Here is a 23,689-nt window from a genome sequence, read left to right on the forward strand (position 1 = left end):
TGTATGAAAAGAGTTTACATTCTGTTTGGCCTTTTCTTATTGCTTTTTGGCCAGATTTTTGGTCAAAAAGTAGAAGGATATGTTTATGATGCAGCAAACAATGACCCTTTGACCGGTGTCAGTATATATTATAAAGATAAGTCTGGAACAAGAGGAACCGTATCAGATATAGACGGACATTATGAATTGCCGGTTCCTGCAGGAAGTGTCATATTAATGTTCAGCTATTTAGGATATGAGAACCAGTCCTACCCGTTAATCCTTGCTCGCGGACAGAGTTATACTTTAAATGCGCAAATGAAGGTTCAGACGAACTTGATGGATGAGGTGGTTGTTAGTGTGAGCCGTTACGAACAAAAATTAAGCGATGTGACTGTTTCGATGGAGCTTCTTAAAGCATCCGATATTGTTAAACAAGACCCTGTGGATCTGACTTCCGTATTAAAGAATCTACCGGGCGTAGAAATTACGGATCGCCAACCATCAATTCGTGGTGGAAGCGGCTGGACGTATGGAGTAGGTAGCCGTTGTCTTATTCTGGTAGATGGGATGTCCGTTCTTTCACCGGGATCGGGAGAAATAAACTGGAATATTGTTCCAATGGAAAATGTGGAGCAGGTGGAAGTGCTGAAGGGAGCCTCTTCTGTGCTTTATGGTTCTTCTGCATTAAATGGTTTGATTAATGTGCGTACTAAACGTCCGAGCTTGGATCCGGTAACACATGCAAATGCGTATATGGGTATTTATGGGGATCCTGAAAATAAAAGTAATATTTGGTGGGATCGTGATTTCTGGAAGAATGGAGGATATGGCACGAAGCCTTTGTTGCGTAATATTCTTCCCGGTTCAAATCCGATGTATAATGGGGTTGATTTGTCGCATAGCCGTCGTATAGGCAATTTCGATTTGTCGGCTGGCCTGAATCTTTTTTCCGACGAAGGTTATCGTAAAGGTAATTACACAAAACGTTTCCGCGCCGGAGGAAACCTGACGTACCATGATCCGCGAGTGAAAGGATTAAATTATGGTGTGAATGGTAATTTCCTTTCAAATGATTATGCTGGATTCTTTTTGTGGCGTTCTCCGGAGGAAGTGTATACACAATCTCCGTTAGCGAATATGGGACGCGAAGGACATAGTTTTTATGTTGATCCTTTTATCAATTATTCCAATCCTGATAATAATACGGTGCATCGTATTAAAGGACGCATTTATCGCCGCAAAGATCAGATTGTATCGGGTACAACGGACAAGTCCATTTCAGAGATTGCCAACAACATGGGATTTGATTCTAACTCCATTCCTGAGATAGTGAATATAGCAAAAAATCCGATGGAAACGTTGATGCCTATAGTTATTCCACACCTGGGAGATGTATTAAACGGCAATTTTACAGGATTAGCCGGGGAGGTAGAAAAATTAGGTAATCATTTCTTTCCGACGGCAAAACCTGCCGATTATATGGATTTGGTTTCTTGGGTAATGGGGCGTACTCCACTACCAACCAATGAAGAAGAACTTCTGCCTTGGCTGGAAAATGCATTGGAACCGGTAGAGAAAAAGAAACCGGGTGCAGATCTGACTGCTTCGTATTATTTGGATTACCAGTTTAGCAAGAAATATGATAATTCTTTATTGACGACAGGCGCTACTTACGAGCGTGTTTATGCCGATTCGAAGGTGACAGGTACACATAAAAGCGATAATATTGCCCTGTTTGTTCAATATGACCGGAAATTCTTCGATAAGTTGAATCTATCGTTAGGAATGCGGATGGAATATTATCGTGTGGACGATCATTATAGAGAAGCCGAGACAAAACTATTTGGATCTGACATTCCGTTTAAGCCTGTCTTCCGTGGCGGTCTGAATTATGAATTAGGAGAGTATAGCTTCATACGTGCTTCTTTCGGGCAAGGGTATCGTTATCCATCTATCGTAGAAAAATTCGTTTTGAAAGACATTGGTGGAGTTGGTGCGTTTCCGAATGCCAATCTGAAAGCAGAACAAGGGTTCAATGCGGAAATAGGCTTTAAGCAAGGATATAAACTGGGAGGTCTAAAAGGTTTTGTGGATGTTGCCGGCTTTTACACTCAGTATAAAGATATGATCGAGTTTCAGATCGGCTTGTTTGATAAAGAATCATTTGAATACCTCGATAATCTGAAGGATATAATCTCCTTGTTGATAAATGGGAAAGTCCCGGGTATAGGCGCTCAGTTTACAAATGTGGGAAAAGCCCGTATTTCCGGTATTGATGCTTCTGTTAACGGTATGTATAATTTTAATTCGCATACAAAACTGACCTTTAATTTGGGTTATGTCTATACTCAGCCCATCGATCTGGAAGCGGATGATATAAATGCAAAAGAGGAGGCGAATACGGATGTGTTTTCTATGAAATCTAAATCGAATACTTCGAGGTATTTGAAATACCGTCAAAAGCATTCCTTGAAAGGTATGTTCGATCTGGAATGGAAGCGTGTAAACATAGGTACAAACCTGGCCTGGAAAAGCAAGACTTTAGCTGTTGATTACTTTATGGTAGATGAACGGGAAAAAGTATATCCCGATTTGATGGACTATGTTCGTGGTTTGATGTTCGGAGACCTTCATGATTACTGGACGAATAATAATAAAGGATATTTCACTATGGATATTCGTCTAGGAGTGAAAATAACAAAAAATATTCATTTTCAGGGTATTATAAATAACCTTTGGAATAAAGAGTATAGTGTACGCCCGATGGATGTTGGCGCACCCCGGACGTTTATTATGCAATTGAATACTACGTTTTAGAGCATTTCTGATAATTGAGGCGGAGCCGGCTTGGTTTCGCCATTAATCAAACTGTTAATTTTATCTGCAATTAAATGTTTGGCTTATAAAGGATGGAAATTTTTTAATTCTTTCCGTAAGGATAAAGCTTTGTTTTCGGTTACTCTGTTCATGATATTCCAGAACCGCTCGTTGTGATTCATTTCTACCGTATGGCATAATTCATGTAGTAATACGTAATCTATCAGATGTTCCGGTAAAAGCATCAGGCTAAGTGACAGGTTTATGTTTTTACCGGAAGAACAACTGCCCCATCTGCTTTTGCTGTTTTGTATTTTAAGACTTTTATAAGAAAACTTGTGGCGTTCGGCTAATAGTTTAATGCGTGGAGGAAGTAAGCGCTTGGCTTCGTGCCGGAGAGCGGTTTCCAGCATTTTATGTAAGACTTTCTGGGTTTCCTTATTCTCAAAAAGAATGTCTTCAGGACAAGCTATATTAAGATAGCCATCTTTCAAAGCCATTACGAATTTTTTATGTTTATGGCGCAAAATGCGGAGATGGAATGAATAGGTTTGAAGTTGGGTGTTCTCATCCAATAAAACCAGAGGGCGGTTCTGCAAATGTTGTAACAAACGTTCTTTGTTTTCCCGGATAAGGCGTAACATGAAGTCTTCATTTCCGTTCACAGGCATGGTTCCGACTATTTCTCCGTTTACTACTTTTAGAGAGTATCGGATAGCGCGGGGATGTGTACGCAACTTTATAATTCCTAATTCACTGTCGGGTATCATCTTTTCCATAACGTATGCAAAAGTAATACTTTGCGGGGGAATAATACCGTAGAAATATGTATCTTTGCAGCCAGATTCCAGAAATAGTATAAATAAATATAATATTACAGATCATGAGCAAAAAAGCACTATTATTAATCTGTGATGGTTGGGGTATCGGAGACCATCAGAAAGATGACGTAATCTATAACACTTCTACTCCTTATTGGGATTATCTGTTGAAAACATACCCGAACTCTCAGTTGCAGGCTTCTGGTGAAAATGTCGGTCTACCTGACGGACAGATGGGTAACTCGGAAGTAGGTCACCTGAATATTGGTGCAGGACGTGTTGTATATCAGGATTTGGTGAAAATTAATATAGCATGCCGCCAGAATACAATTATGGATAACCCGGAAATCAAACGTGCTTATAGTTATGCAAAAGAAAATAATAAGCAGATTCATTTCATGGGATTGGTTTCGGACGGAGGTGTGCATAGTTCTATGGAGCATTTGTTCAAACTAACAGATATTGCTAAGGAATACGGTATCAGTAAAGCTTATGTTCATTGCTTTATGGATGGTCGTGATACAGACCCGAAGAGCGGAAAGGGCTTTATAGAACAGCTGGAAAATCATTTGAAAACGACAGGAGGCAAGATTGCTTCTATTATTGGCCGTTATTATGCAATGGACCGTGATAAACGTTGGGAACGCATAAAAGAAGCTTATGACCTGCTTGTAAATGGCAAAGGTAAAGAAGCTGCTTGTATGGTGACTGCAATGGAGGAATCATATGCAGAAGGTGTAACTGACGAGTTTATTAAGCCGATTGTACATGTTGAAAACGGCAAACCGGTAGCTACTATCGAAGAAGGCGATGTTATTATATTTTTCAACTATCGTAACGACCGTGCTAAAGAATTAACGGTTGTATTGACACAACAAGACATGCCCGAAGCCGGTATGCGTACTATCCCTAATTTGCAATATTTCTGTATGACTCCGTATGATGCAAGTTTTAAAGGAGTGCATATCTTGTTTGATAAGGAAAATGTAGAAAATACATTGGGAGAATATCTTGCAGCTGAAGGTAAGACCCAGTTGCATATTGCAGAAACTGAAAAATATGCTCACGTAACATTCTTTTTCAATGGCGGACGCGAAACTCCTTATGATGCAGAAGAACGTATCTTGGTTCCGTCTCCGAAAGTGGCAACGTACGACCTGAAGCCTGAAATGAGTGCATATGAAGTAAAAGATAAATTGGTTGAGGCAATCAATACGAAGAAATATGATTTCATCGTTTGTAATTATGCTAATGGCGATATGGTAGGCCATACCGGAATCTACGATGCAATTGAAAAAGCAGTTGTTGCAGTAGACGCTTGCCTGCATGATACGGTTGAGGCTGCAAAAGCGAATGATTATGAAGTAATCATTATTGCAGACCATGGAAATGCAGACCATGCATTGAATGAAGATGGTACTCCTAATACTGCCCACTCTTTAAATCCGGTTCCGTTTGTGTATGTAACGGCAAATAAAGATGCAAAAGTGGAAGATGGTATTTTAGCAGATGTAGCACCTTCTCTTCTCCGGATTATGGGCATGGAACAGCCAAAAGAAATGACTGGGAAGGTGTTGATTAAATAATAATAATATATTAATATGATCTTTAAACCCTGTAAGGGACTAACAAATGTTGTTTGCTTTTACAGGGTTTTTTGTATGTTTATTTTTCTTATTTATGATACAGATAGATGACACATTGGTTAGCTTGGATGTAATAGAACGCTATTTCATTTGCGACCTTTCTCATTGTAAAGGGGCTTGTTGCATAGAAGGTGACTCTGGTGCTCCTTTGGAAGATTCCGAATTGGCAAAACTTCAGAAGGTACTTCCATATGTATGGAATGATTTGTCTCCTAAAGCACAGGAAGTGATAGATAGACAGGGAGTGGCTTATATCGACGAAGAAGGAGATACGGTAACTTCTATTGTGAATGGGAAGGACTGTGTGTTTACCTGTTACGATGGGGATGGAACTTGTAAATGTGCTATCGAAAAAGCATACCGTGAAGGCCGCGTCGATTTTTATAAACCGGTATCTTGCCATTTATATCCGATCCGGGTTACACAATACCGTGATTTCCGTGCTGTAAACCTTCATCGGTGGGATGTGTGTAAAGCTGCCGAAATATTAGGGAAGAAAGAGAAACTTCCGGTTTATAAGTTCTTGAAAGAACCGCTGATCCGTAAGTTTGGTAAAGAATGGTATGATGCTTTAGAACAGTGTGCCCAAGAGTGGTCGAAGCAAAAGAATATGTAAATTTGTAATTCCTTAAATTAATACTAGTATGGATAGACGTAGATTTTTACAGTTAGGTGGATTGGCTGCTACTGCAGCATTGATGTCAAGTGATTTAAAGGCTATGGATTTTAAACATAATCCGAAAATAAAGCCGGTTGTGGGTTCCTGGTTCGAATTCTATCACCATTCGCGTGTGGGAGCGAAGTATTGGAATCCTATTTTATATAAATATACGGATGAACAATGGCGGGCAATGATCAAAGATATCCATGAATTGGGTATGGAGTATCTGGTATTGCTATCTGTTGCAGACAATGGAAAGACTTTTTATCCGTCAAACTTGCAACCACGATATGATATGGCTTCACCTGATCCGTTAGAAACTGTGCTTAGCGCAGCGGATGAATATGGAATCAAGTTCTTTATTAGTAATGATTATTGGGGAGATTTCCGGGAAGTGGATAAAATGATGACTAGCCGGGAAATAGCTGCTCTGCGTGCTAAAGGAATGGAAGAAGTAGCCACAAAATATTCTCATCATAAAAGTTTTTACGGTTGGTATTATCCGAATGAAACCAATTTGACGGAAACGATGGATGAAATGACAATCGCTTATGTCAATGGCAGTTCAAAATTGGCGCACGAATTGACTCCTCATTGTAAAACGATGATTGCCCCTTACGGGACACGTACTGTAAAAGCTGATGATTATTATGCAAAACAATTGGAGAGATTAGATGTGGATATTATTGCATATCAAGATGAAGTCGGTGTGCAAAAGTCTAAGGCCGGTGAAGTTGGAAAATACTTCGAGGCTTTGTCTCGTGCCCATAATAAAGCTGGTCGTGCTAAAATCTGGGCAGACTTGGAGATATTTGATTTTGAAGGGAAAGTATATACAAGTCCGGCCATACCGTCTACATTCGATCGTCTTCTTGTGCAGATGGAAGATGTTTCTCCTTTTGTTGAGAAAATATTAATTTACCAGTATAGCGGACTTATGAGTAAACCGGGTTCAATAGCAACTCTCGGACAGCCGAAAGCAGATAAATTTTATACAGACTATGCTGCCTGGCTGAAAGCGCAGAAGTAATCAGCCTTTCCGGATCAGTTCTGCCGATTGGCATTCCTCTTTAAGGTATGTTTCGATATGACGCTTTTTCTTGTCTTCCAGAATTTCGTTGATAGCGATAAGTATTCCGGTTTCTTCTACTTCTCCGAACTCGTGGTTGATAGCAGTTCCGAATACACGCATCTTTGGGGAAAGGCTCATATACGCATTTACAAGCGGCGGAACATTGATTCCGAATTTTCTTACTTCCTGGTTTAATACCTTATAATTGTCTTTGAAATTGTCATGGTGGAAAAGTGCTTTCATTTTTTCTAAGTCAGTGTTTGTTTGTAGCGGATAAACAGGTGTTATCAGTTTTTCTGCATCAGGAAAATGGAGTCCCAGGAAGTAAAGAATCATATTTCGGGCTTCGGTATTGTAAGTGTTATACATCGTAACTTTACCGAAGTAATATTTTAAACTTGGGTCTACTACGGATAATGCGCCTAGCCCGTCCCATAAATTGTCAAGTACGAATAAGCTCTTTGCAGAAGTCCTTGTTGATTGGTATTCCAATGTAACGAACGAGCGTCCTAGCTCTACGGTGTAAGGAAGCACTTCTTTTATGAACTGCTCTGAAAAATTAAACAGATGTGCTGTCGCAAGTATCGGCTTTCCTGTCTTATCGAATTTTACATCTGTACCGCATAAAAAGCGATACCCTCCCAATATTTGTTCGTCTTCAGGACTCCATACGATTAGTTGTCTGTATGCATCTTCCATAGTGTCGAACATGTCAATATCGCAATCTAAGCCAGTGCCGCCTCCATAATACCGGAAAGCTATTTCGCGGAGACGTCCTATTTCACGCATGACGTTGGGGGCATCATGGGCTGTAATGATGTAAATTTCGTTGTTCGATTTATTTGTTCTCCGGAGTAATTTATCTTTTGTAAGTTCAGCTTTCAAAAGAGTCCGGTCAACAGGTTTAATGATGTCTTGCATATAGTGAGTCTATTTTTTCTTTAAATTATAAACAATTCCTTTTACCCATTCAGCCCATTCAGCCGGCTTTTTGCTATTGTCGAATGTTTGCCAGGGAATGGGTTTGCCAAAATAAATGTGGAATGTTTTATGCTTGCACCGGAACATTTCATCCGGCAGGTATATCATTTCGTAATTCATTTTTATACCGAATGCTTTGCGGATATTTGCCAAACGATAGAAAAAATTGGAGTTTTTTCCTTCAAAGTAAACGGGTATAACGTTTCGTTTATATTCTACAGCTTTTTGGATGAATGATTTTTTCCATTCTAGATCGGTAATATGTCCGTTTTGCTTGCGCGAACAAAGTCCTGCCGGAAAGGTAATAATTTGGTTGTCAGATGTATAAGCTTCTTCTATCAATCTGGCATTTTCTTTACCTTGGGCGCCATGTTTATTAATAGGGACAAATATCGATTTTAAATTAGATAAATAAAGGAGCAGGTCGTTTACCAGATAACGGATTTTTCCATTATAGTGTGTTCCGATAACGGCCGACAGGCAAATTCCGTCCAGTCCTCCTAACGGATGATTGGATGCGAATATATATCGTCCTTCTGAGGGGAGATTTTCTACGTCTACTAAATTTAGGGTAAGATCGAAATATCCTATAAGTTCATTCATGAAGTCCACTCCGTCTTTGTCGTGGTAACGGGTGAGGATGTCATTTAATTCTTCTTGATGAATGGTACGTGTCAGATAATTGACAACAAACCCCGGTATCTTTTTAGCAGCAGGTGCTTTTTCTTGTAGTACCTGCCTTATGTCAATCTGTTTTATGCTATTTGCCTGTGTCATTCTTGCATTCACTCGTGGCAAAGATATAGCGAATAATTAAATCAGACCTTTTTTATAGGATGTTTTTAATTATATTTCTCTAAATCTTTGGCTAAATCTTCCAAAATACTATGATATGTCTTATTTGTTCTGGGCTTTGGATTTAAAGGTCTCATTTCTTTTAATGGTTTATTATAGAATGCATTGATTATATATTGCATATCCATTTTGTCAGCATCGGGGAATTTTTTTATATGCTTGACGGCTAATTCTTTGTTTATTTCTTTCACATAGTGTTCAAATTGGGGTAGATAATAATAATCAAAGAACTCGCTGATATAACTACGGCAATAATCGTTTTCGGAATTGCCTTTTAAAGCTTGTTCAAATGCTGGATTGACAGGTTGCTTTACTGATTCGATCTGTTTTAAGGAAGCATTCATTGAATAATCATCATGTAAAGCCAGTATGTCTCTTAAAGCATATAATGTTGCTTTGGCCCGCCTCTCGGCTGTCTTGATGTGATTTATTTTACATCTTCCTGCCCGGTAGTCTGCTTGTGCAATAGCATAGCGGTACAATTCGGCTGTGAATTGACGACCTGCAATAGTGCGTGCCAAATCAATAGCGTCCCGGTCTATGAACTTATTTCCTTTGCCATAGGGCAAGCGTGCTAATATGTGAAGTATTTCAGGTACTTTATTTAAGGTTGTAGCTATTTTTGTGTCATTGTCCCGGAATTCTTTTACAGATTCGTCTGTGATCTCCTTTTTGGCAAAAGCCCATATGTTTTTGTATTGTGCAGGAAGTTCATCTTCTAGCTCGATAACAGGCATTGCAGCTTTCCAGCCTTCCAGCATAATTTTTGCATTTTCTTCATAGCGGTCATTGCAGAATACAGGTAAAATTTCTTCCGGGGTTAACATGTCGGGCTTCCAGGAATTATGTGTGAAAAATTCCAACATTAAGGGATCGCTATGTGATGTTTCAGGCCAGAAAACAAAACCTTTACACATTGGGTCTGCAATAGCGATGGGCATACGCTGCCTGATCAAGTCGTAATTTCCCCGCAATTCATTTTCCCATTCGTATGCGTGGAAAATGCCAAATGTGTATGGAAATTTATTTACCACACCCCAGTTCTCAAAATGCGTGTTTGTTTTGTTGGAAGGTAAATCTGATGTATAATCAAGAATAATTGTATTTGAAGGATTCAATTGCATTAATAGTTTTTTTATTTCGCTGCCTTTCCAGCCTGGGAGATAAAAATCCCATGATGCTATTAAAACCGGTGCTGTTGGATAGTGTTCGCGTAGTTTATTAATTATACGGCGGTATGCGTATAGTTTCATTTCCAGATTATCTTCCCGTGTGTTAAAAGTTTCTCTTTCTGCTATGCCAATCGTGTGAAACATATTGGGACTACCGTAATTATCAATGTGGGCTTGCGTTAGTTTCCAATAGTTATCTAGGTTCTTATCGTCGCGGATATCCCATACGGCATTGGTGGGATTTCCCAGATAGGCACCTCCGGATTGTGGGTTAAATGTGGGTTGAACGGTTTTAAGGAAAGCTTTGGGTGTACAACTATACCAGTGGGTCATAGTCCCCATATCCTCAGGATGTATTAGTTCCCGGTCTCTTGCATAGCTCAGGATGTGTTTTCGTAATTCGCCGCGATATTGTAAAGGCCAGGCTGTCGTTCTGTCATAAAATGAGCGGGGGAGTGCTTCCGGCAAAGTTTTATCAGTAGGAGGGTAAGGAACAATGTCTGGAAATGCTTTCTGGAAAATATCATCCATGCCAATACGTAGCATGAATAGATTCAGGCGCTTTTTTACGATCCAGTTTATTTCTTTCTCCCATTCGTCAGGTCCCCAGTGCTCTGCCTGAAAACGGGTCAGGCTGCGGTGCGCAAAATAGCGAAGACCTCTATACATGAATCGGGGAGATTCCGTAATATCAAGTCCTGTCATTTGGATATGGTCGGCTTTTGGAATAATATCCCCATCCCAGAAATAGCGGCATCCTGCTTCTCTTTCGAAGAAATCATATACGGCATATAGCGTAGACCGCCCGTTTCCTCCTGCAAGAAAAAGAAAGTTACAACCGTCGTCTTTTGCTGATAATATTCGATAAGAGTCACTTTCTGCTCCGATATTAAGAGGTGATATGATTTTTTTTTCGATGGCATCTCTTGTAAAACGGTTCACAATATCTGAGCCTATGACAATTAAATTGCCTTTTTGGGGAGTGTTTATAATTTCCAGCTTTTGCCCTGTAACGGCATGATAGAATGCCTGAAATTCATTTGCTGCAATTTCATAAGCGCGGTGTGCATTTGTTGGTTTTAAAATCTTCCAATCATTTGCTTGTGTAAAAAATGAAATAAAAATAGAAGCGATAATAAGAAATGGTGTTCTCATAATGATAAAATGGTTTTTCTTTTTGAGATGTACAAATGTAGTGAATACTAATCAGAATAACCAATACTGTTGGACAAAAGAAAAAATTCATCGTTATGACTTTTCAAAAACATAACTATGAATTAAAAGAATCATAACTATGATTGTGTCCGTTTTGGCTTTCCTGTTTATTTGATGAGCTGTTGAAAACTTTTTTTGCACTTTTCTTATCTATTTCTTGGCAGGTATTTTCGGAAATATGTACTTTTACCCTCTAATAGGTTAATGTATGTGCTGCTCAAAGAAGTACGCCATCTTATTTTAAGAGGAAGTTTAACATAAATGCAGGAGATGGAAGAGACAGAAATTTGCTATCATGTTCCGGTGATGTTGCATCAAAGCCTGGAGGGTATGAATATTAGTCCTTCGGGTATTTATGTTGATGTGACATTTGGTGGTGGCGGGCATTCCCGTGAGATACTGAAACGGTTGGATAGCGAAGGGCACTTATATGGCTTTGATCAGGATGCGGATGCGGAAAATAATATCCCGGATCAGCCGGGATTTACATTCGTTAGAAGTAATTTCCGCTACTTGTATAATTTTATGCGTTATTACGGAGTGGATGGGGAAGTCGATGCTTTGCTAGCCGATCTGGGTGTATCGTCCCATCATTTTGATGATAAAGAACGCGGTTTTTCTTTTCGGTTTGACGGTGCATTGGATATGCGGATGAATACCCGTGCGGGTAAGACTGCTGCCGACATCGTAAATACTTATACGGCAGAGGCATTAGCTAATGTGTTCTACTTGTATGGTGAATTGAAGGTTGCGCGAAAGTTGGCTGCTGTGTTGGTAAAAGCACGTGAAACCAAAGAAATAAGGACTATTGGGGATTTTTTGGAAATACTGAAGCCGTTTGCCGGCAGGGATAAAGAAAAAAAGTTTTTAGCACAGGCTTTTCAGGCACTTCGTATAGAGGTGAATGACGAGATGCGTGCTTTGCGCGATATGCTTCAGCAGACTTTGAAAATATTGAGGCCGGGTGGACGGTTAGTGGTTATTACTTATCATTCGCTGGAAGATCGTTTAGTGAAAAACTTCCTCAAAACAGGCAACTTTGAAGGAAAGAGCGAGCAGGACTTTTTTGGAAATATTCAGTCTCCGTTTAAATTAGTGAATAATAAAATTATCGTTCCGGATGAAGAAGAGGTCATACGGAATCCCCGTTCCAGAAGTGCTAAACTTCGGATTGCTGAGAAAAAATAATGAGTACCAGAGTTGTTATTGTAAACTGAAATATGGAAGAAGAGAAAAAACAACAGCGTAAAAAGGCAAAAAGGAAAGAAAATCGTTTTTCTCCTTTGTATGTGTTGGGTGGTGGTATCCTGAAGGAGGATTTCATTATCAAACATACGCGCATGATTATACTTGTTGTGATATTGATATTCTTTTTCATTAGCAATCGTTATACGTGTATGCAGAAATTACGCGAAATAGATCGTTTGCAACAACAATTACGTGATGTGCGCTTTGAAGCATTGTCGATTTCGTCGGAATTGACAGGCAATAGCCGCCAGTCACAGATAGAATTACTTATTGAAGAACAAGGTATTGAATTGGAAGGCGCAAAAACGCCTCCTTATGAATTGTATAAATAATTATGGCAGAAGAGAACGAACCAAAAGAAGTGGTGCCGGGCAATAATAGAATTTTACTCTGTTATTTCCTTGTTGTTGTTGTGCTAGGGCTCGTAGCTGTTGCCATATTAATACGTGCTTTTAATACTGCTTTTGTGGAAAAAGCAATATGGGAAAAAGTAGCTGAGAAACAAAAACGGCCGAACCGCCTAATATTGCCCGGGCGTGGTAATATTTATTCTGCAGACGGCAAATTAATGGCAACCAGTGTGCCTCGTTATTATTTATATATCGATTTTGGGGCGGACTGCTATAAAAATCCTTCAAAGAAGTGGAACAGCCGGGATACTTTACTGAAGTCGAAACGTGACGGGCTCGATTCCTTATCTATCTACTTGTCGCGTAAGCTCAAAAACCGCACTCCAGGTGGTTATAAAGATTATTTGGTACGTGGATTGAAAAGCGGAAGCCGGCAGTTTCCTCTTTATGAAGGAAAAGTTTCTTATTCTGATTATAAGGAGATAAAAAAGTATCCGTTTATGCGCTTAGGTCGTTTTAGAAGCGGATTTTATGCTAAAGAGATGGTACAGCGCCAGAAACCTTTTGGAACATTAGCTTCCCGTACAATTGGAGATATTTATGGGGAAATTGAAGCAAGCGGGACAACTAAAGGTAAAAACGGGCTTGAATTACAATATGACTCTTTATTACGTGGGCAGGCTGGTCTAAGTTCTGTACGCCGTGTCGGTGGAGGTTGGACAAATGTTGTTGAACTTGAGCCTACGGATGGTCTGGATATCCGTACTACAATAGATATAAGTATACAGGATATTACAGAAAAGAGTTTGATAGATAAACTGAAAGAAATTGATGCGGAATCGGGCACAGCTGTTGTCATGGATGTGAAGACCGGAGAAATTAAGGCAATCACTAATATGGGACGTATTCGTGAGGGTGTTTATGGCGAAACTAAAAACCATGCTGTAGCCGATGAAACAGAACCTGGGTCTACATTTAAAGTTGCTTCTATAATGGTTGCTCTTGAAGATGGGGTATGTACTCCCAATGATACAGTAGACGTAGGTAATGGTATATATATGTATAAAGGTGCCCGGATGACCGACCATAATATGAATCATGGAGGATATGGGCGTATATCGGTTGCCCAGTCTATCTGGTATTCTTCTAATATAGGTGTCGCCAAAACGATCCTGAAGGGATATTCTAATAACCCGACAAAATTCGTGGAAGGCTTATACCGTGTTGGTATGAATGCAGACCTGCGTTTGGAAATTCCGGGTGCTGGCCGGTCAAAGATACGCCGTCCGGACGATTCAACACGCTATTGGTCTAAAACAACATTGCCGTGGATGTCATTTGGTTATGAAACTCAGGTTCCTCCTATTTATACGTTGACTTTTTTTAACGCCATAGCCAATGATGGGAAGATGGTACGTCCGATGTTTACAAAAGAAATTATGCATAACGGAAAGACTGTCGAAAGTTTTTCTACGGAAGTGATAAAATCTTCTATTTGTTCTAGCCGTACGTTATCTCTTATAAAAGAAATGTTGGTTAATGTGGTGGAGCAAGGCACAGGTAAAGCAGTCCATTCGGATATTATTCCGATAGCAGGAAAGACAGGTACGGCTCAGATTGCCAGTGGCGGGGTGTATCGTACCAGTGGGCATCAGGTATCTTTCTGTGGCTATTTTCCTGCCGATCATCCGAAATATTCGGCAATTGTGGTAATTCGTCGTCCCCGGATTGGTTATCCTTCCGGAGGTACAATGTCGGGCGCTGTGGTAAAAGCGATTGCAGAGAAGGTATATGCGAGCCACATGTCTTTTGATGTGCGTGATATGGAGGTTGATTCTTTGGCCGTGAAAGTCCCTTCGGTGAAAGGTGGTAATTTGAAAGCTGTAGAAGATGTTTTAGACGAATTGGATATAGACACGGATACGGATAGTCTGGAGACCAAATGGGTATTTGCTTCGGATAACCAGGATGAAAAGAAAGTTGATCTGAAAGATGTAACAATACGGGAAGGCCTGGTGCCACGTGTAACCGGAATGGGTGCCCGTGATGCTGTTTATCTGCTCGAAAAAGTTGGATTGAGAGTTTCTTTAGCGGGAGCAGGGCGTGTTGTCTCGCAAAGTATTCTGCCTGGTCAACGTATTGTAAAAGGGCAGACTATATTATTGACATTGAGATAAGGAATAAATTGTACGATTGAATATGGAATTAAAGAAACTGCTTTATTCGTTGGATTCGCCGGAAGTGATGGGTGATGTGGCTGTAAACATAGCAGGTGTCCAGTCTGATTCACGTAAAGTGGAACCAGGCTTTTTGTTTGTTGCTGTCCGGGGTACGGCAGTAGACGGCCATGCGTATATTGAAGGCGCTTTGAAAAAAGGTGCGGTAGCCGTAGTTTGTGAAGAAATTCCTTTTCTTCCGGAAGAATTTATAATTTCTCTCGGAAGGAATCCTATTTTCATCCGGGTGAAAGATTCTGCCGAAGCTTTAGGCAAACTGGTTTCCCAATGGTATGATAATCCTTCGGATAAATTGGTGTTAGTGGGTGTTACCGGTACAAATGGTAAGACTACTATAGCAACTTTATTATATGAAATGTTCCGTAAAATGGGACATAAGGTTGGTTTGCTCTCTACTGTATGTAATTATATAGACGGTGAACCGATACCCACAGAGCATACAACTCCTGATCCGATTACGCTCCATGCTTTGATGGCACGCATGGTGGAAGCTGGTTGCGAATATGCATTTATGGAAGTGAGTTCACATTCAATAGATCAGCGACGCATTAGCGGCCTGTCATTTAATGGTGGTATTTTTACCAATTTGACGCGTGATCATCTGGATTATCATAAAACGGTAGAAAATTATCTGAAAGCTAAGAAAAAGTTTTTTGATGATCTGCCTGCCGGCACATTTGCGATTACGAATGTTGATGACAAATCAGGTTTAGTTATGTTGCAAAATACGGCTGCGAAGAAATTGACTTATTCGTTACGTACATTAGCCGATTTTAAGGGAAAAATACTGGAGTCCTTTTTTGACGGGACAGATATGCTGATAAATAACAAAGAAGTGTTTGTTCATTTTGTCGGACGTTTCAATGCATATAACTTGTTGGCTGTTTACGGGGCTGCAGTTTCGTTGGGTAAAAATCCGGAAGAGGTTTTAGTGGTGTTAAGTACGTTACATTCGGTGTCCGGACGTTTTCAGACCATACAGTCTCCATTAGGTTATACTGCGATTGTTGATTATGCGCATACACCGGATGCTTTAGTGAATGTATTAAATACAATCCATGAAGTATTGGAAGGAAAAGGACGCGTCATTACCGTTGTTGGCTGTGGAGGAAACCGTGATAAAGGTAAACGCCCTATTATGGCTAAAGAAGCTGCCAGGCTGAGCGACCAGCTTATACTTACTTCGGATAATCCCCGGCTGGAAGATCCTGACGAAATTATTAAGGATATGGTAGCCGGACTATCCAAGGATGACATGCATGATACGCTTTGTATTACCGATCGTGCCCAGGCAATTAAAACGGCGACTATGCTGGCTAAGAAAGGCGATGTAATATTGGTAGCAGGCAAAGGACATGAAGATTATCAAGATGTACAAGGTGTAAAGCATCATTTTGATGACCGCGAGAAATTAAAGGATATATTTGCAACACAACAATCATAGGAAAACGACATGCTGTATTATTTGTTTAATTATTTGGATCAGTTTGACTTTCCGGGGGCGGGAATGTTTAAATATGTATCATTCCGTTCGGCACTGGCATTGATCTTATCATTGTTTATTTCGACCGCTATTGGCAGGCGTATTATTGACAAACTGCAATTGCTTCAGATAGGGGAAACTGTACGTAATCTCGGTCTGGAAGGACAAATGAGTAAGAAAGGTACGCCTACAATGGGAGGACTGATTATTATTATTGCAATAGTGGTACCAACTTTGCTATTTGCCCGCCTTAATAATATATATGTAATTTTGATGCTGGTTACGACTCTGTGGCTGGGAGCCCTTGGTTTTGCAGACGACTATATTAAGGTGTTCAAAAAGAACAAAGAAGGTATGCATGGTAAATTCAAGATTATCGGACAGGTTGGTCTTGGCCTGATTGTAGGCTTGGTTCTTTTTATAAGCCCGGATGTGGTGATTAAAGAAAATATGGAAGTACGGCATGATAATGTGATTGAAGAAGTGCGTTATCATACGGTGGAGAAAAAGTCAACCAAAACTACAATTCCATTTGTGAAGAATAATAATTTTGATTATGCACAGTTGGTTAGTTGGGCAGGCGATTATAAAGAAGAAGCGGCCTGGCTTATATTTGTAATTATGGTGATTTTTGTGGTAACGGCCGTTTCTAATGGTGCTAACCTGACGGATGGGCTGGATGGATTGGCAGCAGGCAGCTCGGCAATAATAGGAGTGGCGTTAGGTATCTTGGCTTATATGTCGGCGCATTTTGAATTTGCGTCTTTCCTTAATATTATGTTCATTCCGGGAGCGGAAGAACTAGTCGTATTTGCGGCGGCTTTTATTGGAGCGACAGTTGGTTTTCTATGGTATAATTCATATCCGGCGCAAGTGTTTATGGGGGATACCGGAAGCCTTATGTTAGGTGGTGTGATAGCCGTTTTTGCCATTATCATAAGAAAAGAATTGCTTATCCCGATCCTTTGCGGTATCTTTCTGGTGGAAAATTTATCTGTACTTATACAGCGTTTTTATTTTAAATATACGAAAAAGAAATATGGCGAAGGACGCCGTGTCTTCAAGATGGCACCTCTTCATCATCATTTCCAGAAACAGGGTAATGCCGGAATCGAGGCTTTGATACAGAAGCCTTATAATGTGGTTCCCGAATCAAAGATTGTAGTTCGTTTCTGGTTAATTGGTATTATTCTGGCTGTTATTACAATTGTAACGTTAAAGATGAGGTAAATGACGGACAATTGACATTTAAAAGATAAAAATGGATAAAAAGAAAAGAATGGTTATATTAGGGGCTGGTGAGAGTGGAGCAGGTGCTGCCGTACTAGCCAAGGCGAAAGGATTTGATGTGTTTGTTTCCGATCTTTCGTCTATCAAACCTAAGTATAAGGAGATGCTGGATGCCCATAGTATTCGTTGGGAAGAAGGACAGCATACCGAAGCCGACATTCTGAATGCCGACGAAGTGATAAAGAGCCCGGGTATTCCTGATAAGGCTCCTGTCATTAGGAAATTGAAAGAACAGGGGACGCATATCATCTCCGAAATAGAGTTTGCGGGGAGATATACCGAGTCTAAAATGATTTGTATTACTGGTAGTAATGGCAAAACTACGACAACGATGCTTACCTATCATATATTAAAACAGGCAGGTATAGACGTAGGATTAGCCGGAAATGTAGGAAATAGCCTGGCTTTGCAGGTGGCAGAAAGTCCACATGCAGTATATGTTATAGAGCTGAGCAGTTTTCAATTGGATAATATGTATGATTTTAAGGCGGATATTGCGATTCTTTTGAATATAACACCGGATCACTTGGACCGCTATAATTATGAAATGCAGAATTACGTGGATGCAAAATTACGTATTTTGCAGAATCAGACCGAAGAAGATGTCTTTATTTTCTGGAATGATGATCCTATCATAGCTCGTGAGATTGCCAAGCGTAATCCGAAAGCTACTCTTTACCCGTTCGCCGAAACAAATGAAAAAGGTGTGAAGGGATATACTGATAATAAGCAAGTGAAAATTGAAACGTCAAATGGAACATTTACAATGGAACAAGACTTATTGGCATTAACAGGTACACATAATTTGTACAATTCATTGGCATCGGGTATTGCGGCTAAAGTCGTAGATATTCATGATGAGAAGATTCGTGCTTCGTTGAGTGATTTTGCCGGAGTTGAACATCGTCTGGAAAAAGTTGCCCGTATACGAGGCGTGGATTATATTAATGATTCTAAAGCTACGAATGTAAACTCGTGCTGGTATGCTTTACAGAGTATGACAACTAAAGTTGTACTCATATTAGGTGGTACGGACAAGGGCAATGATTATTCGGAAATAGAAGAGTTGGTAAAACAAAAAGCCCGTGCTTTATTGTTTTTGGGAGTTGATAATAATAAACTGCATGCTTTTTTTGATGGCAAAGTAGAGAAGATCGAGGATGCCCGCTCTATGGAAGAAGCAGTAACAAAAGCCTATAAATTGGCGGAAAAAGGAGATACTGTATTATTATCCCCTTGTTGTGCCAGCTTCGATCTGTTTAAAAGTTATGAAGATCGTGGCGACCAGTTTAAAGCTTGTGTACGTAACCTTTAATAACGAGGTCTGCTAGAGGATGAAACTGGTAAATAAATTATTAAAAGGAGATATGGTGATATGGATCATCTTTATGTTCCTTTGTGTTATATCGTTGGTGGAGGTGTTTAGTGCAACCAGCACTTTAGCCTATAAACAGGCAAGTCCGTGGGTACCTATCCGCAGGCATGCTATGATTTTGGCTTTTGGTGTTTGTTTGATTGTCTTTCTGCACCATGTACCGTATAAGAAGATTGCCGGTTTCTTAGTGTTGCTTTTTCCCATCTCTATTATCCTGTTGATATTGACTCCTATTCTGGGACAAGAAATTAACGGAGCCGGACGATGGCTATGGGGTATACAACCCTCGGAGCTTGCTAAGCTTGCCTCTATCGGCTATATGGCTTATTGGTTGAGCAAGAAAGATACGGTTCCTCCTGATAAGATATTCTGGTGGATATTAGGTGGCGTGGGGTTGGCTTGTGTGTTGATTTTTCCGGAAAACTTTTCTACTGCTGCAATGCTTTTTGGATTCTGTTACCTGATGATGTTTATCGGGCAAGTTGCAATAAAGAAGTTATTGATACTGACGGGGATTGTTGTTCTGTTCGGTGCTACTATTTTTGCTGTATTATTTATTACTCCTGAAGATACGATGCATAAATATCTGGATCGCGGTTTGACATGGAAGTACCGTATTCAGGAGCATTTGCACGGAGAAGATAAAATAGATCCGGAAACGTATGAAATTAATGATAAAAACTATCAGGTTTCGCATGCGAAAATAGCTATAGCACGTGGTGGCGTTATAGGCAATATGCCGGGACATGGGCAGCAAAGAGATTTTCTTCCGCAAGCATATTCCGACTTTATTTATGCTATTATTATAGAGGAGATGGGATATGCCGGAGGTGTATTTGTGTTGATGTTGTATATAATGTTGCTGGTTCGGGTTGGTATTATAGCCCGGAAGTGTGATAAAGTATATGCTAAATACCTGGTGATAGGGTGTGGGCTTCTGGTTGGTATTCAGGCTCTTGCCAATATGGCGGTGGCTGTTAATTTAATACCTGTTACCGGTCAGCCTTTGCCATTGGTTAGCCGTGGTGGTACTTCTACGGTGATATCTTGCATCTATTTCGGAATAATCCTGAGTGTAAGCAGGTTTGGTGCACATATGGGCGAGGAAGAAGACGATGAAGTTTTGGAAAATGAAGAAAACAATAATTCTTCCGAACTTCCAGAAGGGGAAATTGCAATACAAGAGTCTCCAATGGCTACCGTGCAAGAAAATGTAGAAATTATAACAGAAACGAAAGTATGAAACAATATCGGATAATTATAAGTGGCGGAGGTACGGGGGGGCATATCTTTCCGGCTATTTCTATAGCCAATACTTTCAAGAAACGTTTCCCTGAGGCGGAGATATTGTTTGTTGGAGCTGAAGACCGTATGGAGATGGAGAAGGTTCCGTCTGCGGGGTATAATATTATAGGTTTGCCGGTGAGTGGTTTCGATCGTGCTCATTTGGCAAATAATATAAAAGTGATGGGACGGCTGATTAGAAGTCTTCGCCTGGCAAAACGGACTATCCGCGAATTCAAACCGGATATTGCTGTTGGTGTAGGCGGTTATGCTAGTGGTCCGACACTATGGATGGCTTCTTCTTTGGGTGTACCTACATTGATTCAGGAGCAAAATTCGTATGCGGGAGTGACAAATAAATTACTGGCAAAGCGTGCAGACCGTATCTGTGTAGCATACCAAAGTATGGATAAGTTTTTCCCTGCAGAAAAGATTGTTATAACCGGTAATCCGGTGCGTCAGGATTTGGAAGAGGCTTTGGACAAGAAGAAAGAAGCGTTGGATTTTTTCGGTCTTTCTTCTGATAAAAAAACAATATTGGTTGTGGGCGGAAGCCTTGGTGCGCGAACTATAAATCGTAGTATCATGGGTGATCTTGATAAATTATTTGCATCGGATGTGCAGGTGATCTGGCAGACGGGACGTTATTATCAGGATGAAGCTTTAAAACATTTGAAGGCGTATCGCGGTATGCCGGTATGGTGTTCTGATTTTATTACCCGTATGGATTATGCCTATGCGGCAGCAGATTTGGTGATTTCCCGTGCAGGAGCCAGTTCCATATCGGAGCTCTGCTTGTTGCAGAAACCGGTGATTCTGGTGCCTTCTCCTAATGTGGCGGAAGATCATCAGACTAAAAATGCTCAAGCTCTGGTAAATCAAAATGCTGCAATTATGGTGACAGATAAAGAGGCCGAAAATTCATTGGTAACGACGGCACTGGCAACTATACATAATGATGATTTACTTCATGCGTTAAGTTCTAATATCACTTGTATGGCTCATCATCAAAGTGCGGAGTTGATTGTAGATGAAATTGTAAAGATTATAGAGAAAGAAAAAGCGTAACAGAAGACGATTTAATATGAATATAAACACTGTAAAAGCAGTTTATTTTGTGGGTGCCGGCGGTATAGGAATGAGCGCCCTGATCAGGTATTTTCTTTCTAAGGGGAAGTTTGTAGCCGGTTATGACAAAACTCCTTCTGCTTTAACGGAACAGTTAAATAAAGAAGGTGCTGCTATTCATTATGAAGATAATGTTGATTTGATTCCGGAGGTATGTAAATCGTTATCCGATACATTGGTTGTATATACACCAGCTGTGCCTGAGTCGCATACAGAGCTTGTTTACTTCCATACAAATGGATTTGAAGTGGTGAAACGAGCCCGTGTGTTGGGAGAGGTTACGAATTGTTCCCGTGGACTTTGTGTAGCCGGAACACATGGTAAAACGACTACCTCATCTATGACGGCTCATTTGCTGAAACAATCCCAAGTGGATTGTAATGCTTTTTTAGGAGGAATCCTGAAAAATTATAATAGCAACCTGATGTTGTCGGACAAAAGTGATTTGACTGTAATTGAGGCTGACGAATTTGACCGTTCGTTTCATTGGCTTACTCCTTATATGGCTGTTATTACGGCTGCCGATCCTGATCATTTGGATATTTACGGAACACCGGAAGCTTATCGTGAAAGTTTTGAAAAATTCACGTCACTGATCCGCCCGGATGGTATTTTGATAATGAAAAAAGGAATAAGTATAACGCCCCGATTACAAAAAGGTGTACGTCTGTATACTTATTCTGCTACGGACGGAGGAGATTTTCATGCGGAAAATATACGTATAGGAAATGGCGAAATCTTTTTTGATTTTGTGGCACCGGATGTTCGTATAGCCGATATCCAATTAGGTGTTCCTGTTAAAGTTAATATTGAAAATGGTATAGCAGCTATTGCTCTTGCATGGTTGAATGGAGTTACTGCAGACGAAATAAAAAAAGGGATGGCCTCTTTTGCCGGCCCTGTCCGTCGTTTTGATTACCATTTGAAGAAAGATAATATTGTATTAATAGATGATTATGCTCATCATCCTGAAGAGCTGAAAGCAAGTATATTATCTGTAAAGGAATTGTATGCGGATAAAAAGGTAACCGGGATATTTCAACCCCATCTTTATACGCGTACAAGAGATTTTGCAGCTGATTTTGCGGCAAGCCTGTCATTGTTGGATGAATTGATTTTGCTGGATATATATCCGGCACGCGAAAAACCGATTTCTGGTATTACTTCTCAAGTGATTTTAGATAAGGTAACTATTTCTGCAAAAAGGCTGATCTGCAAGGATGAATTACTGAATTTGATAAAATCGGAAAAGGAATCTTTGGAGGTTGTGTTAATGGTTGGTGCAGGCAATATTGATCGTTTGGTGGAACCGGTAAAAGAAATATTAGATAAGAAATAGATTGTGATACGGATTATCTCCATAGTAGTAGCTACGCTGTTGTTTTGTTACATCGTGTTTATCACTTTTTTCTTTCGGGAAATGAGACGGGATTATGTTTGCCATGATCTTCAGGTTGTAGTAAAAGATAGTCTGGATAAGCATTTCGTGAGCGAAGGTGATTTGATTGGCTTATTAAAAAAAGCCCATCTTAACCCTATAGATAAGCAGATGAACACGGTAAATACCGACCAGATAGAAAATGAATTGCTGAAAAATCAGATGATCGCTTCCGTAGAGGCTTATAAAACACCTTCGGGTATTATAAAGTTGGAAGTAAAGCAGAAAGTTCCTATCTTGCGCATTATCGGTACTTCCGGGAATTACTATGTGGATAATTTGGGAAGCGTTATGCCTGTCAGTTCCCGTTATGTAGCTCATGTACCAATTGTAAGTGGATATGTGGAAAAAGAGTTGGCGGTAACCGACTTATATAAATTTGCACTATTTTTGCAGAAGAATGAGTTCTGGAATAACCAGATAGAACAAATCTATGTGGAACCGGATAATGAAATAGAGCTTATTCCGAGGGTGGGAGACCATCGTATTATACTGGGTACGTTCGATAATTTTGAAGAGAAGCTTAATAATTTGCAACTTTTCTATGAACAAGCCATTCCTAAAGTAGGTTGGAAGAAGTATAATGTGATAAATTTAAAATATAACAACCAGATAGTTTGTACTAAAAAATAGA

The 23,689-nt window shown here is 40.0% G+C and carries 18 protein-coding genes; 14 read left to right on the top strand and 4 right to left on the bottom strand.

The annotated features are described in order from the left end of the window. Positions 1 to 3 precede the first annotated feature (3 nt). Positions 4 to 2,799: a TonB-dependent receptor gene (locus ACYIB7_RS01515; protein WP_480337902.1), complete on the top strand. Its 2,796-nt coding sequence runs from the start codon at positions 4 to 6 to the stop codon at positions 2,797 to 2,799. An 83-nt stretch (positions 2,800 to 2,882) separates the two neighbouring features. Here ACYIB7_RS01515 and ACYIB7_RS01520 read toward each other — a convergent pair whose 3' ends face one another. Beyond that, positions 2,883 to 3,578, bottom strand: a complete 696-nt coding sequence (locus ACYIB7_RS01520; RefSeq protein WP_103983457.1) for a M48 family metallopeptidase — start codon at positions 3,576 to 3,578, stop codon at positions 2,883 to 2,885. A 104-nt stretch (positions 3,579 to 3,682) separates the two neighbouring features. Here ACYIB7_RS01520 and gpmI point away from each other — a divergent pair, with 104 nt between their 5' ends. The 3 genes from gpmI to ACYIB7_RS01535 all read left to right on the top strand — a co-directional run bounded on the left by gpmI (position 3,683) and on the right by ACYIB7_RS01535 (position 6,957). After that, on the top strand, positions 3,683 to 5,206 hold the full coding sequence (gpmI, locus tag ACYIB7_RS01525) for a 2,3-bisphosphoglycerate-independent phosphoglycerate mutase (protein WP_103983456.1): 1,524 nt from the start codon (positions 3,683 to 3,685) through the stop codon (positions 5,204 to 5,206). Positions 5,207 to 5,300: 94 nt separating this feature from the next. Beyond that, positions 5,301 to 5,882, top strand: a complete 582-nt coding sequence (locus tag ACYIB7_RS01530) for a DUF3109 family protein (RefSeq protein WP_103983480.1) — start codon at positions 5,301 to 5,303, stop codon at positions 5,880 to 5,882. Positions 5,883 to 5,910: 28 nt separating this feature from the next. After that, positions 5,911 to 6,957 (top strand): DUF4434 domain-containing protein, encoded by a 1,047-nt coding sequence (locus tag ACYIB7_RS01535; RefSeq protein WP_103983455.1) that lies wholly within the window; start codon positions 5,911 to 5,913, stop codon positions 6,955 to 6,957. Here the strand turns inward: ACYIB7_RS01535 and glsB are convergent, their stop codons facing one another. The 3 genes from glsB to ACYIB7_RS01550 form a co-directional block, all read right to left on the bottom strand. Next, positions 6,958 to 7,920 (bottom strand): glycine N(alpha)-acyltransferase GlsB, encoded by a 963-nt coding sequence (gene glsB, locus ACYIB7_RS01540; protein WP_099463711.1) that lies wholly within the window; start codon positions 7,918 to 7,920, stop codon positions 6,958 to 6,960. Between the two features lie 9 nt (positions 7,921 to 7,929). Continuing rightward, complete coding sequence (glsA, locus tag ACYIB7_RS01545; protein WP_103983454.1) at positions 7,930 to 8,757, bottom strand: lyso-glycine lipid O-acyltransferase GlsA; 828 nt, start codon at positions 8,755 to 8,757, stop codon at positions 7,930 to 7,932. A 65-nt stretch (positions 8,758 to 8,822) separates the two neighbouring features. Further along, complete coding sequence (locus ACYIB7_RS01550) at positions 8,823 to 11,162, bottom strand: alpha-N-acetylglucosaminidase TIM-barrel domain-containing protein (protein WP_480337905.1); 2,340 nt, start codon at positions 11,160 to 11,162, stop codon at positions 8,823 to 8,825. 330 nt (positions 11,163 to 11,492) lie between these two features. On the opposite strand from ACYIB7_RS01550, the gene rsmH reads away from it, so the two are divergent. Genes rsmH through ACYIB7_RS01600 form a run of 10 tightly spaced genes read left to right on the top strand, consistent with a single transcriptional unit; the run spans position 11,493 to position 23,688 of the window. After that, positions 11,493 to 12,410 (top strand): 16S rRNA (cytosine(1402)-N(4))-methyltransferase RsmH, encoded by a 918-nt coding sequence (gene rsmH / locus ACYIB7_RS01555; RefSeq protein ID WP_480337907.1) that lies wholly within the window; start codon positions 11,493 to 11,495, stop codon positions 12,408 to 12,410. A 32-nt stretch (positions 12,411 to 12,442) separates the two neighbouring features. Beyond that, positions 12,443 to 12,802 carry an FtsL-like putative cell division protein gene (locus tag ACYIB7_RS01560; RefSeq protein WP_099463708.1) on the top strand — a complete coding sequence of 120 codons (360 nt, stop codon included), beginning with the start codon at positions 12,443 to 12,445 and terminating at the stop codon, positions 12,800 to 12,802. A 2-nt stretch (positions 12,803 to 12,804) separates the two neighbouring features. Then, entirely contained in the window at positions 12,805 to 14,997 is a 2,193-nt protein-coding gene (locus ACYIB7_RS01565; protein WP_103983452.1) for a penicillin-binding protein, read from the top strand. 22 nt (positions 14,998 to 15,019) lie between these two features. Next, a complete protein-coding gene (locus tag ACYIB7_RS01570) occupies positions 15,020 to 16,501 on the top strand; it encodes a UDP-N-acetylmuramoyl-L-alanyl-D-glutamate--2,6-diaminopimelate ligase (RefSeq protein WP_103983451.1) in 1,482 nt (493 codons plus the stop codon). 9 nt (positions 16,502 to 16,510) lie between these two features. Continuing rightward, positions 16,511 to 17,770 (top strand): phospho-N-acetylmuramoyl-pentapeptide-transferase, encoded by a 1,260-nt coding sequence (mraY, locus tag ACYIB7_RS01575; protein WP_099463705.1) that lies wholly within the window; start codon positions 16,511 to 16,513, stop codon positions 17,768 to 17,770. Between the two features lie 31 nt (positions 17,771 to 17,801). Then, entirely contained in the window at positions 17,802 to 19,145 is a 1,344-nt protein-coding gene (murD, locus tag ACYIB7_RS01580; RefSeq protein ID WP_103983450.1) for a UDP-N-acetylmuramoyl-L-alanine--D-glutamate ligase, read from the top strand. A 19-nt stretch (positions 19,146 to 19,164) separates the two neighbouring features. Then, on the top strand, positions 19,165 to 20,448 hold the full coding sequence (locus tag ACYIB7_RS01585) for an FtsW/RodA/SpoVE family cell cycle protein (protein ID WP_480337910.1): 1,284 nt from the start codon (positions 19,165 to 19,167) through the stop codon (positions 20,446 to 20,448). After that, positions 20,445 to 21,557, top strand: a complete 1,113-nt coding sequence (murG, locus tag ACYIB7_RS01590) for an undecaprenyldiphospho-muramoylpentapeptide beta-N-acetylglucosaminyltransferase (protein WP_455629008.1) — start codon at positions 20,445 to 20,447, stop codon at positions 21,555 to 21,557. The genes ACYIB7_RS01585 and murG overlap by 4 nt, the downstream gene beginning before the upstream one ends. Before the next feature lie 16 nt (positions 21,558 to 21,573). Beyond that, positions 21,574 to 22,956 (top strand): UDP-N-acetylmuramate--L-alanine ligase, encoded by a 1,383-nt coding sequence (gene murC, locus ACYIB7_RS01595; protein WP_480337912.1) that lies wholly within the window; start codon positions 21,574 to 21,576, stop codon positions 22,954 to 22,956. Positions 22,957 to 22,959: 3 nt separating this feature from the next. Next, entirely contained in the window at positions 22,960 to 23,688 is a 729-nt protein-coding gene (locus ACYIB7_RS01600; protein WP_103983446.1) for a cell division protein FtsQ/DivIB, read from the top strand. The last annotated feature ends 1 nt before the right edge of the window (position 23,689 follow it).

The organism is Parabacteroides sp. KHUB-03, from assembly GCF_056640975.1.